Source organism: Tenacibaculum adriaticum (assembly GCF_008124875.1).
Taxonomy (GTDB): domain Bacteria; phylum Bacteroidota; class Bacteroidia; order Flavobacteriales; family Flavobacteriaceae; genus Polaribacter; species Polaribacter adriaticus.
Map to the genome: position 1 here is coordinate 591,087 of NZ_VNIA01000002.1, position 17,213 is coordinate 608,299.

The 17,213-nt window shown below is 29.8% G+C and carries 17 protein-coding genes; 14 read left to right on the forward strand and 3 right to left on the reverse strand.

Annotated elements, in window-relative coordinates; translation table 11 throughout:
- Positions 1–167: 167 nt before the first annotated feature.
- The 12 genes from C7447_RS08125 to C7447_RS08180 all read left to right on the forward strand — a co-directional run bounded on the left by C7447_RS08125 (position 168) and on the right by C7447_RS08180 (position 10,704).
- The gene (locus C7447_RS08125; RefSeq protein ID WP_148870012.1) at positions 168–542 is read left to right on the forward strand and encodes a hypothetical protein; all 375 of its coding nucleotides are present in this window, start codon (positions 168–170) and stop codon (positions 540–542) included.
- The gene (locus tag C7447_RS08130) at positions 539–1,429 is read left to right on the forward strand and encodes a hypothetical protein (RefSeq protein ID WP_148870013.1); all 891 of its coding nucleotides are present in this window, start codon (positions 539–541) and stop codon (positions 1,427–1,429) included. The genes C7447_RS08125 and C7447_RS08130 overlap by 4 nt, the downstream gene beginning before the upstream one ends.
- Before the next feature lie 175 nt (positions 1,430–1,604).
- A complete protein-coding gene (locus tag C7447_RS08135; protein ID WP_148870014.1) occupies positions 1,605–2,252 on the forward strand; it encodes a hypothetical protein in 648 nt (215 codons plus the stop codon).
- Positions 2,253–2,314: 62 nt separating this feature from the next.
- Positions 2,315–2,959 carry a hypothetical protein gene (locus tag C7447_RS08140; RefSeq protein ID WP_148870015.1) on the forward strand — a complete coding sequence of 215 codons (645 nt, stop codon included), beginning with the start codon at positions 2,315–2,317 and terminating at the stop codon, positions 2,957–2,959.
- Between the two features lie 11 nt (positions 2,960–2,970).
- Positions 2,971–3,279, forward strand: a complete 309-nt coding sequence (locus tag C7447_RS08145; protein ID WP_148870016.1) for a hypothetical protein — start codon at positions 2,971–2,973, stop codon at positions 3,277–3,279.
- Positions 3,280–3,570: 291 nt separating this feature from the next.
- Entirely contained in the window at positions 3,571–4,152 is a 582-nt protein-coding gene (locus tag C7447_RS08150) for a M43 family zinc metalloprotease (protein WP_170245952.1), read from the forward strand.
- A 738-nt stretch (positions 4,153–4,890) separates the two neighbouring features.
- On the forward strand, positions 4,891–6,024 hold the full coding sequence (locus tag C7447_RS08155) for a hypothetical protein (protein ID WP_148870018.1): 1,134 nt from the start codon (positions 4,891–4,893) through the stop codon (positions 6,022–6,024).
- A 245-nt stretch (positions 6,025–6,269) separates the two neighbouring features.
- A complete protein-coding gene (locus C7447_RS08160; protein ID WP_148870019.1) occupies positions 6,270–8,495 on the forward strand; it encodes an AAA family ATPase in 2,226 nt (741 codons plus the stop codon).
- 233 nt (positions 8,496–8,728) lie between these two features.
- A complete protein-coding gene (locus C7447_RS08165) occupies positions 8,729–9,034 on the forward strand; it encodes an ArsR/SmtB family transcription factor (protein WP_148870020.1) in 306 nt (101 codons plus the stop codon).
- A 50-nt stretch (positions 9,035–9,084) separates the two neighbouring features.
- Positions 9,085–9,321, forward strand: coding sequence for a thioredoxin family protein (locus C7447_RS08170; RefSeq protein ID WP_148870021.1), 237 nt, complete (start codon positions 9,085–9,087; stop codon positions 9,319–9,321).
- A gap of 5 nt (positions 9,322–9,326) precedes the next feature.
- Positions 9,327–9,734: an OsmC family protein gene (locus C7447_RS08175; RefSeq protein WP_148870022.1), complete on the forward strand. Its 408-nt coding sequence runs from the start codon at positions 9,327–9,329 to the stop codon at positions 9,732–9,734.
- Positions 9,727–10,704 carry a permease gene (locus tag C7447_RS08180; protein WP_148870023.1) on the forward strand — a complete coding sequence of 326 codons (978 nt, stop codon included), beginning with the start codon at positions 9,727–9,729 and terminating at the stop codon, positions 10,702–10,704. Before C7447_RS08175 ends, C7447_RS08180 begins: the two co-directional genes overlap by 8 nt.
- Before the next feature lie 52 nt (positions 10,705–10,756).
- Here C7447_RS08180 and msrA read toward each other — a convergent pair whose 3' ends face one another.
- From msrA to C7447_RS08195, 3 genes are all read right to left on the reverse strand, one after another.
- Complete coding sequence (gene msrA / locus C7447_RS08185; RefSeq protein ID WP_148870024.1) at positions 10,757–11,350, reverse strand: peptide-methionine (S)-S-oxide reductase MsrA; 594 nt, start codon at positions 11,348–11,350, stop codon at positions 10,757–10,759.
- 135 nt (positions 11,351–11,485) lie between these two features.
- A complete protein-coding gene (locus tag C7447_RS08190; RefSeq protein WP_148870025.1) occupies positions 11,486–12,568 on the reverse strand; it encodes an HmuY family protein in 1,083 nt (360 codons plus the stop codon).
- Positions 12,569–12,582: 14 nt separating this feature from the next.
- On the reverse strand, positions 12,583–14,715 hold the full coding sequence (locus C7447_RS08195) for a TonB-dependent receptor plug domain-containing protein (RefSeq protein ID WP_148870026.1): 2,133 nt from the start codon (positions 14,713–14,715) through the stop codon (positions 12,583–12,585).
- Between the two features lie 98 nt (positions 14,716–14,813).
- On the opposite strand from C7447_RS08195, the gene C7447_RS08200 reads away from it, so the two are divergent.
- Together C7447_RS08200 and C7447_RS08205 are read left to right on the forward strand one after the other, a co-directional pair.
- On the forward strand, positions 14,814–15,716 hold the full coding sequence (locus tag C7447_RS08200) for a DUF6607 family protein (RefSeq protein WP_148870027.1): 903 nt from the start codon (positions 14,814–14,816) through the stop codon (positions 15,714–15,716).
- Between the two features lie 3 nt (positions 15,717–15,719).
- Positions 15,720–17,213 (forward strand): ankyrin repeat domain-containing protein, encoded by a 1,494-nt coding sequence (locus tag C7447_RS08205; protein ID WP_148870028.1) that lies wholly within the window; start codon positions 15,720–15,722, stop codon positions 17,211–17,213.

Genomic DNA, 17,213 nt, shown 5'->3' on the forward strand with positions numbered 1-17,213 from the left:
GCTACGGAAAATCACAACCTTTTTTTTTTTTAGTATTTTCTTTTTAAGTTGATTAATAACGAGTTGTAACCAATTAAAAATTACCTACTTATAGGTATTTAGAAAATAAGATGAGTTTATAATTTTGTTTTAGAATATTATTACTCATAAAATTTTAAACTACAGTTATGAACCAAAAAATAATTTTATCACTAAACCAAGAAGAATTGGAAAATTTTAGGGTTTTAGTTAAAAATAGTGATTTAGATCTCTTAAATGATTTAGTACAATTAGTTGTTTTGAAAGATGATCCAGAAAAATATATTAAAAGGAAAGTATTTGAAGCTTTGTCAGATTTAAGCGGGTTCAATATTAATGTTATTAATGAATCCCAAAAATTGAAATTTGATTTAGGCCTTACCAATTATCACAAAAAATCATTAAAAATTTATTTTCAACGAATTGTAAAAGATTTAAACTCAACTAAAATTATTTCCGTAACAGAATGCGAAAAATTGGAAAAAGTTTCTGATTGTTTAAAATTAGTAAAATCTAAATTATGAAAAATATAATATATCTAATTGCATTTTCTTTTTTTGGGTACTCTTTAAACGCCCAAGATTCAAACACTTTTTTTAATCAAATTACATTAAGAAAGTCTTTTCAAAGTAAAAATGATAAAGCAGAACCTGCTATTATTACATACTCAAAGCCAAAAAACAAAAATGAATCTTGGTTATTAAATGCAGCTATAGGGATAAATGTTTTACCAAATACAACTAAAGCTTTAACTCTTTCTCCATATATAGAATACCATAAAAACACTTTAATTGATAAGGAACAAGAGAATTTTCAAACTGGATTAGCCTTAGAATGGCAATTAAGGAATATTTCTACAAAGAAATGGACACCCGTGTTTATTTCATCCTTAAAATATAATGAAGATAAAATTAAGAATATTTCATCTTTTCAAGGTAATTATTATTTTACACCACTTTTAAAAGGTAAAGCAAAAGACCCTAAATATTTTTACATACCAAATACAGTTGTTGATTTTGGAAAACTATTTCAATTTGTTTATTCACCATATATAGGGATAGAGAATGAAAATAGATTTTCAACAGAAGATAGTTCGGATAAAGGATATATATATCGTGCATACTTTAGAATAACATCAAATATTTCTCTTTTCCCTTCCTGTGAAAAACTTAAAGAAAAATTTGAATTTAATATAGATTGGCAGTATAGGTATAACATCCAGGAAAATGTTGATAATCTAAATAAGTTCAAACATAAATATTTTACTGCAAATTTCAATTATATATTTTTCACTACCCAAGATGGAAAGAAATCAGCTAAAATTGGACTTGATTACACAAATGGTGAAAATCCATCAAAGAATTTTGAGGAACAATCTTTTTACGCTGTAAATTTAAAAATAAAATTTTAAAAAAATTAAAATAACTGGTTACAAAACCGTGTATAGTTAATTGCTGCATTTAGCTTACTTACGAAAATCCTCGCGGATTTTAAGTAAGCCACAAGCAATTTTATAAACTTAGTTACTTAAACACTCAACAAACCATACACAAACCGTTAACATTAATAAAACAAATAATCGAGACATGTTAAACAAAAAATATTTTATTATTTTCATTCTTATAGTGACAAATTTTGCTACTAATGGTCAGACAGCGACATTATCCGCGGGGGGGTGGCGGACGTCAAACAATAATCCTTTTACGAGAATAACAGGAAGTAATAACCTTGCAACGAAAATTTATCGAATTGAATGTACGGCTTTAGTTGACACTTCTATTTTACAATTTAGGATAATTGTTGACGGTACACCAATTCAAGCTACATTTCAAGAAGGTAGTTATGTTGTTGTCGAAGGAAAACAAATTGCTATTGAGCAATTATCACAAGGGACAATGGTTAGAGGGGCTTGGACAATTATACAAGAACCTGAAATAGCTGCAACAACAGTTCCTTGGAATTATTATCCCAGTTTATCCAACGATTTATTAGTTGCGTCATTAAAAGTGGAACAAGAATTTTTAATAAGCATTAACTACTCCACTATTAATTGCTCCAATACGAGCTTTAATGTGTTCATTAATGGTCAACCAGTGAAAGATACCAACAATAATACTTTGATCTTTTTAGAAGGGAGTACGGTATATGGAAAAGGTAAAAGCATTTTAATACGTGCAACTGGGGCTTGTACAAATAATATGCCGATTGTAGGAGATTTGAAATTGGCAAAATAATCAAACGAAAAAATTACTTATTGCAAAATAGAAATCATTAGTAACTTAAAATAAAGTCAAATATGAGAGCTTATATTCAACAAATTGACATCACTACTAACAGTAAAGTAGTTGTCACAGGTCAACTTTCTAGAACTAATTTGGAAGTCAGATTAAATGAGCACATTTATGTTAAAGAACCAAAAGATGGAATTTGGGGCTATACCCTTGAAGTTATTCCTACCTCTGTTTTCGGTGCCGATATCATGATTCCTTTTGTTATTCAAGCTCCGTGGACAGGAAATGAAGGTGCAAATGGGGTAAGAATCACACAACCAACCTTACAACCTGACCAAACAGATTATGAAACAATTCAGTTAAAGGTGAAAAAAGTTGACAACTTTACAAAGGAGCAATCTAATTTTATCATTATTAAAGGAGGAAGTTTTGACAAATCAACGAACCAAATAATTATTGATATAAATTATGAAGGAGGTTGTTTCCCACATCTTTTCTCATTAGAATGGAATGGAATATCCCTTGAGAGTTTTCCACCTCAATACAACTTTATATTAGTTGATTTAAGCGAATATGACTCTTGTAAGGCAATTTTACCTGCACAATTAAGATTTGATATTGATACACCAAACATTCAATTGGATAGGCCTTCGACAATTAATTTGGGTACAGTAAATAGTAACAGACAAATAAAGATTGACATAAATTAAAACCGAAAAAAATGAGAAACATTACCGCAAATGCAATTTTGAATTTAAAGGAACAGCCAGCATCACTTTATGTACATGGCTCAATAATGACATATAGAGCTGATGACATAATTGAAGTTGCTGTTGCATCACCTCTAGGAATTAGTCCTTCAATTTTAGTTTTAGACTTGATTGTTAAATCAGGAAATGGACCAATGAAAGGGACACCAAAACCTTTCAACTATGAGTTGTCTGATGATTCAGCAAAAAACTACAGTCAAGTAACTATTAGATATTCAGAAGATGCTTCTGTAACTGTGAATATTGAAGTATTCGGATAAGAACTCCCACAGTCTGTTTATAGTTCATAATTATTCAGAAGTTTGAATATAAGCTATTTAAAGTTCTGTTTTAGGTAAATAAAAAATTATTCTATGAAGAATCTTATTTATTCTATTATAATACTTACGACAAGTATTAGCTCATATGCACAAACCAAAAACTCTTTAGATGATAATAGGAAAATTAAAATCCCAGTAGTTTTCCATATAATCTATTCAAGCCCCCACGAATCCATTATTGATTCACTAATTATTGATGAGTTACAGAACTTAAATCTGGACTTTTCCAATGTGAATGACAAGTCTGCTTTAGATAGTGATTTTAAGATTCTTGTTGGTAATGCTAATATTGAGTTTTTTTTACTTGATACTATATTTCAATCAAGTGCAACTAAAGGAATTAATAGAATCTCTTCCTCTCTAAAACCTGACCGAAATAAATTATTAATAAATCCGATCAACTGTGTAAATATTTATGTAGCGGATCAAGGCAATTTTTCTAATATCTTAAGTGACCGAATTAATCTGAATTTTCGTGATATTGGACTTCATACTCATGTATTAACACATGAAATGGGGCATTGGTTAGGACTATACCATATCTGGGGGAAAGTTGGAAGTTGCAATCACTTTAGAGCAATTTTAAGTTCTAAAGATGACGGAATTGATGATACACCAAAACAGTTTAAATGCACAGATTTGTCATTTTCAAAAACTTGCCCTCCTAAAAAGAACCTTTATTATAAAGGTCATAAAATACTGTATAACAATTTCATGGATTATTCTGGATGTCGATGCATGTTTACTGTTGGACAAACTATTAAAATGAGAAATAACATCATTGAAAGTAAACCGTTGCTTTTCGATCAATAAAAACTAATGCCAACAAAGTGTTAAAATAATAAGGGTTTTAGTGCTTAACTCAAAGTTCCGTGCTTTTGATTATGTTCGCAAATTTTACAATTTTACAGTAAGTTTTTAAAACCCTTACTATTCTATACACAAAACATTGCAATTAATTACAGACCCCACTCTGAATTGAAAAATATAAATAAAAAATTTAAGTTTAACATAATTAAAATAATCTGAAAAATGAAAAAATTTAAAGACGACCCAACACAAGCAGATTTAGATAATCACTCTGATTAATTAAACCCAAACAATGATGAATATTGGCATTCAAGAGAAGAAGATTAAATAAATTAATTATGACAGTAAAGTATTAAATACCTTACTGTCTTTAGTTGTATTAAATTTTGAAACTAGTTTTCTCTAAAATTCTTAAAACGAAACAACATCTAAAAAATACATCTAATTTTCAACAAGAATAAAGCCTAATAAATTCTGCTGAATTACCACTCAAATTCGGAATTGAAAACACCTTAATAACCAATAAACAATAACCTTTAGGGTGAAAACCCTCTTTTAAATTGCGGAAATCCAAACAATTAACTACGGAAAAATCATAAGTTTTTTTAGTTTTTTGTTTTTAAGTTTGAAGGTAACTAACTATTACTCATATTACTTTTTTCTCTTATCCTCAAAATATACACGGATATAAAAGTATAAAAGTTGACATATAACATTGTAAAACATTAAAAAACAAATATTATGAAAGGAATAATTCTACTTATGACAATTTTAATATCCTGTAATGCATTTACACAACTTACACAACAAGAAAAAGATTCATTACAAGATAATAAATCGCCATTAACAAAAAAAGAGTTCTATACTGCCGTAAAAAAAGAGTTCAATTCTCTGTTAGGTAATGACGAAAAAAGTATAAACAATGCTATTACAACAAATTTTAACAAAAATGAAACAAGCGTTACAGCCAAATTCCTTATTGCTCCAAATTATCTAAATAAGAATGATAAATTCAAACACTTAATTTCTGGACAAATTAAAATAGGAGAAAGTAATAGCTTTTTGGACTTAGGAAAATCCAAAATGCCTTTAATTGATCTATCGATCAAACATAATTGGATTATTAATAAAACTTGGTATTACAATAAACCTAGTAAAGTAAAGGAGAATGAATCAAAAAAAATAAATATAGCTAATGATTCTTTAATGAAAGAAGGTAACAAAACTTTTTATTACCAACTTGAAGAAACTGAAAATAAAAAAATTCACGACTGGACCTTTAAAAAATATAATTGGATATCTACAGAAATAAATTATACAAATGCTAAATATCAAATATTAGATTTGACAAAGCCGTTTGACGAGCAAATATTTAGTAAAACATATTCTAAAGCCTCAGGAAATATAAGCTATAATTATTTTGGTAAATGGCTAAAGGATAATGCCTTTTGGAAAGGCAAAGCGAGACCTCATTATATCTACTTTACAGCAAACTATGAATTTAAAGAAGGTAATAACATTAATAAATTCGATAAAGTAGAAGTATCCGATTACGAACAAGTTGTCAATGGTAATACAATAAGAGAAGTTACTACAACTAAAACAGCTTATAAAGGAAGCTACCAGACATTTATGCAACATAATATTTCAAGTGAATTATTATTGGGAATTCAAAAAAACATTTCTCTAGACTTATTTGGTAATGTTCAATTTTCTGAAGAAGAACCACCTCTCTATACATACGGAGGTGGTTTATACTTTTTAGTAAAAAATAAAAAAGAGGAGACAACTGTTAATCTCGGTTTATTTATAAAAAAAGAAGGAGATAAAGACCCTTTTTTAGGATTTAAAACTTCAATTCCTATATCTCTATAAACGTTTTACAACAATGGCTATAATTAATACGGGTTTTGTGTTTAATCCAAAGTTTAGTGTATTTTTATAGAGTACGCTAAATCTTTTGCTTTGGCTTTAAAAATGAAAAATTAAAACAAAATAAAAAGTTTTGGCTAAGTGCTTATTCGGAAATTAATCGCTTGTTAATTCCCGTACTAATCATAGCCGAGGCCGTTGTGTGTCATACGACCAATCTCTCGTGAAAGAAAAAAATTGACTAATAAATGATAACCAAAATAGACCTTAATAAAGTAGCGAGCTACAAAAGTCAAGCGACTTTAGAAACAGATAAAGCTTTGAATCTTATTTATGGTTTAAATGGTACAGGAAAAAGTACTCTGTCTAATTATCTTTTAAAAAGAGATAATGAAAAATATAAAGATTGCTCTGTTGTTGGATTAGATGAGAATCACGAAATCCTTGTATATAATCAAACTTTTGTTCAAGAAAACTTTTTCGAATCTGAAAACTTAAAAGGAATTTTCACTCTTTCAAAAGAAAATAAAGAAGCTATTACAAAGATTTCTAATGCACAAAAAGAAATAGAAAAACTTGACGGAGAAAAAATCAAAAAAACCGAAGAACTAGAAACTGAAAAAACATCAATAAGTAAAAAGCTTGAAAACGCAAAAAATACTATTTGGAAAATAAAAACCGATTTTAGTGGTGGCGACCGTGTTCTTGAGTTTTGTTTGGAAGGTCATAAAGGCTCAAAAGACAATCTATTTAATCATATTCAAGGTTTAACAAAGCCAAATGATAAACCAGCCAAAAGCATTGATGATTTAAAAAATGAGGTTCAGGAAATTATGGGAGATAATGCTCAAAAATATGTCTACGTTCCTAAAATCACATTCTCGTCTTCAAGTATAGAAACTGAAAAGATTTTCGCCAAACAAATCGTAGGTAATGAAAATAGTAGTGTATCTGAACTAATCACAAAACTTGGAAACTCTGATTGGGTAAAATCGGGATTAAAATATTTACCCGAAGAACCATTTGATGAAAATGAAGATTGTCCTTTTTGTCAAGAAAAAACCATATCAAACGAATTAATAGAAAACATAAAGGGTTACTTTGATGCTTCGTATGAAGCAGATATTAACTCAATAAAAACTTTTCTCGAAGAATATTCCCAAGCAATTCAACAAATTCCGAACAAAACGATTTTTGAAGCCAATCCCAAATTTGAAACATTCAAGCAAGATTTTGAAATTAAATTTAATGCATTTAATCAATTAGTTAAGTCGAATAAAAAAAAGATTGAAGAAAAAACAAAAAAACCAAGTGTATCTCAAACTCTTAAAGACTCAACGAAATCATTAGAAGATATTAATGAAATTATAAGCAAAATTAACGCTTCTATTAAAGAGCATAATGATAAAATTGATAAAAAAGCGACTGTAAAAGCGGAAATAAAAAAGACTTTTTGGCAAATTATGCGGTGGGATTACGACCAAACAATTAGTTCATATCTTTCAGATAATAGCACATCAAAAACCAAAATAGATTCGTTAAATACTGCAAGTAAAGACATTGGAGAAACAATACTTGAACAAAGGTCAATCATATCCGAACAACAAAAACAAACAGTTAATATAGAAAAAGCAATTGCAAATATTAACGATGGATTAATTGACTTAGGAATTAATAATTTTAAAATTGAAAATCACGAAGAAAATCTTTACAAAATAGTTAGAGGAGACAATAGAGAAAAAGTATTTCTTTCGTTAAGTGAAGGAGAAAAAATGATAATAAGTTTCTTGTATTTTATAGAAATGTGTAGAGGAAAACAAGATGCTACTGAAACAGGAAAAAAGAAAATAATTGTTATTGACGATCCTATTTCTAGTCTTTCCCACATTTATGTTTTCAATATTGGAAGACTAATTAAAAACGAGTTTTTTGGAAAAAAAGAAATAAAAAAAGATGAAGAAACTGGAGATAAAATAAATGTTTGGAAATATAAGTATGAACAAGTTTTTATTTTAACTCATAGTCTTTATTTCTTTTATGAGATTACAGAAACGAAACACGATGAACGAAAAGAAACTCAAAAATTGTTTAGACTTATAAAAAACAATAATGGTAGTAACTTTCAAATAATGAAATATGAAGAAATTCAAAATGACTATCAAGCTTATTGGTCCTTTATAAAAGATGAAAATCAACCACCAGCATTGATTGCGAATTGTATGAGAAACGTAATTGAATATTTTTTCAATTTTGTGGAGAAAAAAGATTTAAATAACTTTTTCTTCAACCAAGAACCATTTAAATCTAGTATTAGATTTCAAGCATTTAATCGTTATATTAATCGAGAATCTCATTCGTTAGGTCAAAATATATTCGACTTTAAGGAATTTAATTACAATGACTTTAAAGATGGATTTGCAGAATTATTTAAAGTAGCAGGTTATAAAGAACATTATAAGAAAATGATAAAATAAAAAGTACGAACGCACAACAATGGCTATAAGTAATTGCTTGTTCTCACCTACTTCTGAAAATCCTCGCGGATTTTCAGTTTGGTGTGTACTTGCTAAGTTAACTGCTTAGCCACGCAACTAACCATATACAAGACCGCTACCCACAAGCTAGAAAATCCAACTCACAAAATAACCATGTGTGACAAATGTCATATTTGGTTCTACTTCCCTATCGTAGCTTTGCGATAAGGAAGATGAAAAAAAGCGTAGAACATATATTATATAGCGAAGACACCCTAGCTTTGGCTAAATTGGCCAAAGCCATGGCACATCCTACTCGTATTGCCATATTAAAACATCTTGAAAAACAATCGTCTTGTTTTACGGGAGATTTGACAGCTATTTTTCCGTTAGCACAGTCCACCGTTTCTCAACATCTTAAAGAATTAAAAAATGCGGGGCTTATTAAAGGAGAATTAGAATCACCCAAAATAAAATACTGTATCCATCAAGAAAACTGGAAGATTGCAAAGTCTTTATTTCAGCATTTTTTTGATTGATGTTGTTTAATAACAAAATCGCTTATTGGCGATAAACAAATACACCTACAATGACCAAAGTAATTAAAGTATTAGGAACAGGATGTACGAAATGTAAAAAAATGGCAAGTATTGTTCAAGATGTAGTTACAGAAAATAATATTGATGCAACGGTAGAAAAAGTTGAAGACATTATGGAAATTATGAAATTTAATGTAATGCTAGTACCTGTATTGGTAATAGATGATGTTGTTACTATAAAAGGTAGAGTACCTACAAAAAATGAAGTATTGGCACTTTTAAACTAATTACAATGAAGTATCAAATTAAGGCTTCGTCTATTTCTAATCAAGATGCTATTATTCATGTAAAGCAATTGAACATCCATTTTGGTACAACTTTAAAAACTGCTGAAGTATTGCCAAATCCTGCCGAGTTATTCTTAGGTTCTTTTGCTGCTTGTATGCTAAAAAATATTGAGCGTTTTTCTGAAATTATGAAATTTACATACACCAAAGCCCATCTTGAAGTAAATGCAACACGTCTTGAAAGTCCACCAAGAATGGACGACATAAATTATAAGCTAACCATTTATAGTAGTGATGAAAAACTAAACGTAGGTTTACTTAAAAAGAACATAGAAAAGTTTGGTACCATCTACAACACTATAAAATTATCGTGTACTATTTCTGGTACGATTAACACCATTGCAAATGTTTGATTGGATACAAAACATTGCCGATTGGTTTGTTTATGATGTTCTAAATTTAAACAAAGGAGAACATTTAGCCGAAGCCTTAAATTTCTTTATTTATGATACGACAAAGATTTTAATACTGCTTTTTATCATCATCTTTTTAATGGGGATCGTAAATAGTTACTTTCCTATAGACAAGGTGAAGAACTACTTATCAAGAAATAAATTATACGGATTAGAATACCTTATGGCAAGTCTTTTTGGGGTCGTTACTCCTTTTTGTTCTTGCTCATCGGTGCCATTATTTATTGGTTTTGTAAGAGGCGGCATTCCTTTAGGGGTAACTTTTGCATTTTTAATTACATCACCTTTAGTTAATGAAGTTGCCATTGGTTTGTTTGTGGGTTTATTTGGCATTAAAACCACTATTATATATGTGGTTAGTGGTATTTTATTAGGAACTGTTTCGGGTATTATTCTTCAAAAATTAAAATTAGAACCGTATTTAACACCTTGGGTAAAAGAAGTATTAGCCAATGCACAAAGAAAACAAGAGGCTTTTATTGCCGAAAAACAAACGTTAAAACAACGATTACCCGTAATTTGGAGTGAAGTTTTAAAAATCTTAAAAAGTATTATTCCGTACGTAATCTTAGGAATTGCTATTGGCGGATTAATGCACGGTTACATTCCGGAAGGATTTTTTGAAAAATATATGGATAAAGACAATCTGTTCGCTGTACCCATTGCAACCATTTTAGCAATACCTATGTATGCTAACGCATCTGGTATACTTCCTGTAGTACAAGTATTAGTAGCAAAAGGGATTCCTTTAGGTACTGCTATTGCTTTTATGATGGGCGTTATTGGCTTATCGTTACCAGAAGCCATGCTCTTAAAAAAAGTAATGACTTTAAAACTAATTGCCATCTTTTTTGGGGTCGTTACCCTTTGCATTATTATTTCAGGATATTTATTTAATATAATCTTATAAATCTTTAAAAAAGAAGACACTTAAATTCGCTTCTATTCTTACATTAAAACCATTACTCCTTCTTTAATAACAATGGACAACTCTTTTTAAAACGGTTTAAACGCGGTATAGAAACGCTACGCACATACGGGTTGTTTGGGTTTCGTTTTTCAAAGTTTTGATGGTGTTCTTCGGCTTTATAAAAAAGGTCAAACTTTTTAACTTCGGTAACAATTTTACCATTATATTTTTCTTTATTTAGCTTATCAATAGTGTTTTGTATAGCTTGCTTTTCAGTATCGGTTTGGTAAAAGGCAATCGAGCGGTATTGGGTACCAAAGTCAGGGTACTGTCCGTTTACCGTAGTTGGGTCGTGTGAGGCAAAAAAAGCATCTACCAAGGCTTGAAAACTCACTTTTTTAGGATTGTAATACACGGCAACGGTCTCTGCATGCCCTGTGCTTCCTGTACCAATCTTTTCATAAGTAGGATTTAAATCATGTCCGCCCGCATAGCCGGAAACAGCTTCCTCTACTCCGTTTATACTTTCGTAAATGGCTTCTACACACCAAAAACATCCACTGGCGAAGTAGGCTACTTCTCTTTCACTTTGTGCATTCATAAAACTAGGTATTGATAACAAAATTACAACTAAAACTTTCTTCATTTTAAACGAGTTTACAACTTGGTCGATGAAGTTATGAATTCCCTACAAAAAAAGCTACCCGAAATACATCGAATAGCTTTTTAACAAAAACTAACAAAGTTCAATAAATACTTATTGAAGGTTTTAAATACTTTTTTATTGTAATAAACTATACACAAACTCTGGATAACCGCGTTCTCCAGCATCGTTTGTTAACGCTAAAAACTTTAATTTATATAAGTTCCCATCTGTATCACTAACCACGTAAAATACATTTTCTTTTAATGAAGGTAAACTTCCTGGTCCTCCCCCATTTCTCCAACTACTTCCAACACTTCGTTGATCTTTAGTGAAATTATCAAGAACAACATCTGTTAATGCAAAGTCTTCGTAAATGAAAGCATCAACATCTGTGTCTACCATGTATACTTTGGCATCAGCTTTTGTGTTATTTACAACAAAATCAGCATACCCGTAAGAACCAGCCCCTGTAATTTCATTTGTAAAGACAGTAAAATTTAAATCCCAATTAGATTTTTCTGGTTCTACATTTACTGTTGTTTCTGTCATGAAGCTGAAAAAAGTAAAGTTATAGTCACTATCTTTAGAAATAGTTACCTCTTGATGCGTTGTAGCATCTAAATCTGCATATTGTAATACATAATCATTTCCACTTTTTAAAACTTTAATTTTTTTCCATCCTCTTGAGTCGTCGGAAATATCAACACCTCCTGTTGATGCTGCTTCTGTTCCAACAGCAAACCCTAAGTTTACTAAATACACTTTATTATTTGCATCTGTAGCAGAAACTTCTGCAATTGCTGTATTTGTTATTGTTCCATCTGGTGCATCTATATATACTGTATTAGCAGGGTCAAAAGTACCCACTGCAACTTGAGGCTGTAAGTCTTGTACTTCTGTAGAAGTTGAATTAACAACATCTATGTCTGTTTCAGAAAGTGCTGCTGTAGCCATATAAATAGAACCGTTAATCACTACTCTAAATTCATTACCTGAGTAAAAACCTAAGTCCCAAGAATCTCTCTTTACAGCAGTTGTTGTATTGGTACTTAAATCTACGTATACTTGGTTTGGTTCGTTTGGTCCTCCAACTTCTGGAGAAACGGCTGCTCCTTCAATTACAATGTTTATAGGTTCAGAAGGTGAGCTATCGTCACTACAGCTTGTAAAATTGAATACTGCAGCGCATAAAATAAGTGTTAAAAATTTGTTTTTCATGATATGTAAAATATTTAAAAATTAAGATTATATAAAAGTTTTAAGTAGTAAGATCGTCCGTAACCTAATAAAAGAGAACTATTATCAGACGCATGAACACCTCCTGTACTGGCATTACTTACGTTTACGTTAGTAATATCAAATAGGTTTCTGGCTCCAAAAGTTGCTTGAATTTTATTATTAAAAAATGATTTTTTTACCGATGTATCTAACCAATTATATGCTCTAGTAGTTGATTTTTCGAACAACGAGTTTCCTTCTTCATCAGTTCCTGAAGCTATGTAATTTTGTTGTTTACCATTATGTTTTAACAATAGTGTTATTGCGGTATTCCATTTTTTTATCTGATATGTACTACTTGTATTCAGTTGAAAAGAATAAAGAAAATCATTTTCTGCATTTACTTCATTGTTAACAATTCTAGAAATTCCCTGCAAAGTTGCTCCTAAATTGAAAGTCCAGTTATTGGTTTTTATACTATTTTCTGATGTAATTCCCCAAAGTTTATAAGCATCAATATTTATGTATTGATATTGTAAGGGTGTTGTATTTACAATTGCTAAATCAATTTTATCATTTACATCGATATAACTTAACTTTAGCGTATTTAATAAAGAAGTATTTTTAAACCAGCTACGTTTTTTAAGATTTAAAAAAGCAGTGAAACCGTTTTCTGGATTCAAATTTTCATTTCCTCTAACATCATGATTAGAATCTACAAAATAGTAGTATAATTCTTCAAAATTTGGTGTTCTGTAAGATGAACCTATATTACCACGTAGCTCAAAACCATTTTTCATTAAATAACGAGCACTTAACGATGCTAATAATTTAGTTTGAAACTTAGAATTGTATTCATATCGTATACCTGGTCTCAACAAAAATTTATTTGAAAGATTTACTTCCGAAGAGCCATATACTGCAGAGTTAATCTGAGATTGGGTTTTATCTTGTTGCGTTACATCACCTGAAGCTTGGGTATCAAAACCCTTTAAAAAACGTGCTTCGTACCCTAATTGATAATTATAAAAATCGCTTTTAACTAGATTATTTATAGATCCTTTTGAGAAAAAAACCTTGCTAGATTGATATACTTCATCAATTTCATTCGTTTTTTCTTGACTAATAATGTAATAATTAAACTCGTTTAAATAACGTTTTTGCTGTTGGTAAGACAATGAAACATTGTAATTTGCTCCAGAATTTGTGCGCCCGTTTACATTTAAGTTATTTACGATTCTATCGGTTGTGAAGATTCTATCGGTTGCAGACGGGTTACTAGTTTGTGCTTGTGTATCTATATTTGCTCTAACGGCTGCACCATAATAATTTATAAGCTCATTAAAATATTCGAATTTATAAAAGAGGTTAAAGTTTTCCTTGCGGTAATTTAATAAACCATTAGCATTTATTTGGTTTTTTGGCAACCAATCATAACCTCTTAAACCATCATTTTGATAATAGTCTCTACCTTGTCTATCATTATAAAAACCGGCAAACTGATTACGATTAAAACCTGCTCGTGCAAACCAATTTTCATTAAAATTATGAGAAACATTGAGACCTTGTATGTGTCTACCTTCATCAAAAAAAGCATACTCATCACTAACCGTTTCTTCTTGTAATGATACTTTAATATTCCACTCACTTTTTATTGATTTTTTTGTAATTATATTAATTACTCCAGACACAGCATTAGCACCATACTCTACTCCCATTGCTCCTTCTACAATCTCAATACGTTCAACATCATCTAAATTTACTTGAGTTAAATCTATATTATTTCCCAATCCATTATCACTCACTAAAGGAATATTATCTATGAGAATATTAAAGTATTGTGAATCTAGTCCAAAAAAAGAAATGGTTGATTTTCCTGATTGAGAACTTGGAATAATAGTTAAGTTTAAATTAAAATTAAGTAAATCTGCCAGATTATTTGCGGCTTGATATTCTATCTGCTCTCTCTTAATTACAATTACATTATGAATTGATTTTTTAATCGATTGAGGGTTATATTGCCCTGTAACCACTACTTCATCTAACTTATTATTGATAAGACTATCGTTTTCTATCCTTTTCTCTTGAGAAAAAGAATTATAACAAACTAATAAAAAGAAAAAAACAGCTTTCTTATTTAGAAACATTCTTAATAATTTTGATGCAAATATATATGTTATTTTTAATCAATCTAAATAAATTTTATATTTTTGTTCAAAATTTAAAAACCAATAAAAAACATATAATGAAAAATTTACTTTTAGGAAGTATATTACTTCTAGCTGCTGTAACGGTTAATGCTCAAAGCAAGAAAACTAAAGATAGAGACGCAATAAAGAAAATGTGTGGTTGCTTTGAAGTTACCTTCAATTTTGCTGAAACTTTTAATTATAGTAAAGATTCTTTATACAAAGCCTCAGAAAATAAAGTAGCAAAAGCTTTAGAGTGGGCTGGTTTAATTGAAGATGAAAAAAATAAAATTTCGATTCAGCATTTATTACAGGTCGGAGATCCTGCTAAACCACATATTGTAAAACACTGGAGACAAGATTGGACTTATGAAAACCGCGATTTTTATATGTTTAACGGAGATAATAATTGGCTATACAAAAACAAACCGAAATCTGAAGTAAAAGAACAATGGACGCAAAAAGTATATCAAGTAGATGATAGTCCTCGTTACGAAGGTTCTGGAACTTGGGTGCATGTAGATGGAAAGAGTTATTGGGAAAACACAACAGACGCCCCCCTACCAAGAAGAGAATATACTAAAAGAAGTGATTATAATGTAACTGAAAGAGGTAATCGTCATGAAATTACAAACTACGGATGGTTACACGATCAAGACAACAAAAAAATTATCAGAAAAGCAGGCGAACAGGATGTAGTTTTAGCTCATGAAAAAGGATATAATACCTACGTAAAAGTTGCTGATGAAAAATGTAAAGGAGCTCAAGAATGGTGGACAAAAAATGCAAATAAATGGCAATTGGTTCGAAATAAGTGGAGTGAAGTTTATGGTAGAAACAAAGATCTTTCTTTAGAAACCAAAGTAAATAATAAACTATTATTTAAACAATTGTTTTCTGATGAAATTGAAAAAGAGGGAGAAATTAGTGACGTTATTGAATCTTTTGTAAAAAAATAACCCATGAAAAACTTGTTAAAAATACTCTTATTTTTAAGTGTTATTGGTTATAACTCGATAATAACTGCACAAATCAAAAATACTTTTTTAGACAGAGCTTTCTGGAAGACAAATCCTACGATTAAAGATGTTGAGCAAAAAATTACCGAAGGTAATAGCGCTACCGAGCTAAACAGGTTTGGTTTTGATGCTGTCGTTTATGCACTATTAGAAAACACAAATGAAAAAGTAATTAAACATTTGCTTTCCAAAAAAGGAAACGATGTTAATAAGTTAACACACGATGGTAGAACTTATATTTTTTGGGCATCTTATAAAAATAATATGCCTATTGTAAAACATTTGTTAGCTAACGGAGCAAAAACAGATGTTATTGACGACAAAGGATACTCTATTTTAAACTTTACAGCAGTTGCAGGAGTTGAGAACTCAGATTTATACGACCTTTTGATTAAACATGGAGCTGATGTGGTAAAAGACAAAACTCCAAAAGGTGCTGATGCACTGTTATTAATCATTCCAAATCTATCAGATTTTAAAATGGTTGATTACTTTACTAATAAAGGTTTGGATATTAAAGCTACGGATAAAGATGGAAATGGTGCATTTAATTATACTGCCCAAAAAGGCAATAAAAAAATGTTGGAGTTGCTCATTAAAAAAGGATTACCTTATAAAGCCTTGAACAAAAAAGGTGATAATGCAATGCTTTTTGCTACCAAAGGCTCTCGTCGTGGCTATAATTCTTTAGATTTTTTTAAATATTTAGAAAGCTTAGGGATTAACCCGAATATCACAAATAATGAAGGATTAACTCCATTACATAATTTAGCGTATAGTAATAAAGATGTTGCTTCATTTAATTACTTTATTGATAAAGGTGTAGATGTAAATAAAGCAGATAAAGAAGGAAATACAGCTTTATTAAACGCTGTTTCTAATAATTCTTTAGCAGTAATAAAATTATTAGCTTCAAAAACAAAAAACACCGATCACATCAATAAAGATGGAGAATCAGCTTTGACCAAAGCATTAAGAAATAAACCAGAAATTGTTGACTTTTTAGTTCAAAAAAACGCAAATGTTTCTGTGGTTGATGTAAAAGGTTATGATTTAAGTTACTATTTATTTAAAACCTTTAATCCGAAAGATAAAGAGGCTTTTCAACAAAAATTAAAAACATTAACTACTAAAGGACTAAAAATTGGTAATACTCAAAAAGATGGTTCAACATTGTATCATTTGGCTGTTGAAAAACAAAGTGTACCAATGTTAGAATTCATCAAAAAATACAATATAAACATCAATGCTAAAAATAGTAAAGGGTTAACAGCATTACAAAAAGCAGTAATGACCGCTAAAAACAACAGTATTATAAAATTTTTAATTGCTGAGGGTGCAAACAAAACTGTAAAAACGGATTTTGAGGAAACTTTATATGATTTAGCTAAAGAAAACGAAGCTTTAAAAAATACGGATATTAGCTTTTTAAAATAA

Bases quoted from the DNA above. Each gene is read 5' to 3' on its own strand.
- msrA (WP_148870024.1), bottom strand. From the start codon at position 11,350: ATGAAGAAAGTTTTAGTTGTAATTTTGTTATCAATACCTAGTTTTATG.
- C7447_RS08125 (WP_148870012.1), top strand. From the start codon at position 168: ATGAACCAAAAAATAATTTTATCACTAAACCAAGAAGAATTGGAAAAT.
- C7447_RS08180 (WP_148870023.1), top strand. From the start codon at position 9,727: ATGTTTGATTGGATACAAAACATTGCCGATTGGTTTGTTTATGATGTT.
- C7447_RS08175 (WP_148870022.1), top strand. From the start codon at position 9,327: ATGAAGTATCAAATTAAGGCTTCGTCTATTTCTAATCAAGATGCTATT.
- C7447_RS08160 (WP_148870019.1), top strand. From the start codon at position 6,270: ATGATAACCAAAATAGACCTTAATAAAGTAGCGAGCTACAAAAGTCAA.
- C7447_RS08155 (WP_148870018.1), top strand. From the start codon at position 4,891: ATGAAAGGAATAATTCTACTTATGACAATTTTAATATCCTGTAATGCA.
- C7447_RS08205 (WP_148870028.1), top strand. From the start codon at position 15,720: ATGAAAAACTTGTTAAAAATACTCTTATTTTTAAGTGTTATTGGTTAT.
- C7447_RS08195 (WP_148870026.1), bottom strand. From the start codon at position 14,715: ATGTTTCTAAATAAGAAAGCTGTTTTTTTCTTTTTATTAGTTTGTTAT.
- C7447_RS08170 (WP_148870021.1), top strand. From the start codon at position 9,085: ATGACCAAAGTAATTAAAGTATTAGGAACAGGATGTACGAAATGTAAA.
- C7447_RS08165 (WP_148870020.1), top strand. From the start codon at position 8,729: ATGAAAAAAAGCGTAGAACATATATTATATAGCGAAGACACCCTAGCT.
- C7447_RS08190 (WP_148870025.1), bottom strand. From the start codon at position 12,568: ATGAAAAACAAATTTTTAACACTTATTTTATGCGCTGCAGTATTCAAT.
- C7447_RS08145 (WP_148870016.1), top strand. From the start codon at position 2,971: ATGAGAAACATTACCGCAAATGCAATTTTGAATTTAAAGGAACAGCCA.
- C7447_RS08140 (WP_148870015.1), top strand. From the start codon at position 2,315: ATGAGAGCTTATATTCAACAAATTGACATCACTACTAACAGTAAAGTA.
- C7447_RS08130 (WP_148870013.1), top strand. From the start codon at position 539: ATGAAAAATATAATATATCTAATTGCATTTTCTTTTTTTGGGTACTCT.
- C7447_RS08135 (WP_148870014.1), top strand. From the start codon at position 1,605: ATGTTAAACAAAAAATATTTTATTATTTTCATTCTTATAGTGACAAAT.
- C7447_RS08200 (WP_148870027.1), top strand. From the start codon at position 14,814: ATGAAAAATTTACTTTTAGGAAGTATATTACTTCTAGCTGCTGTAACG.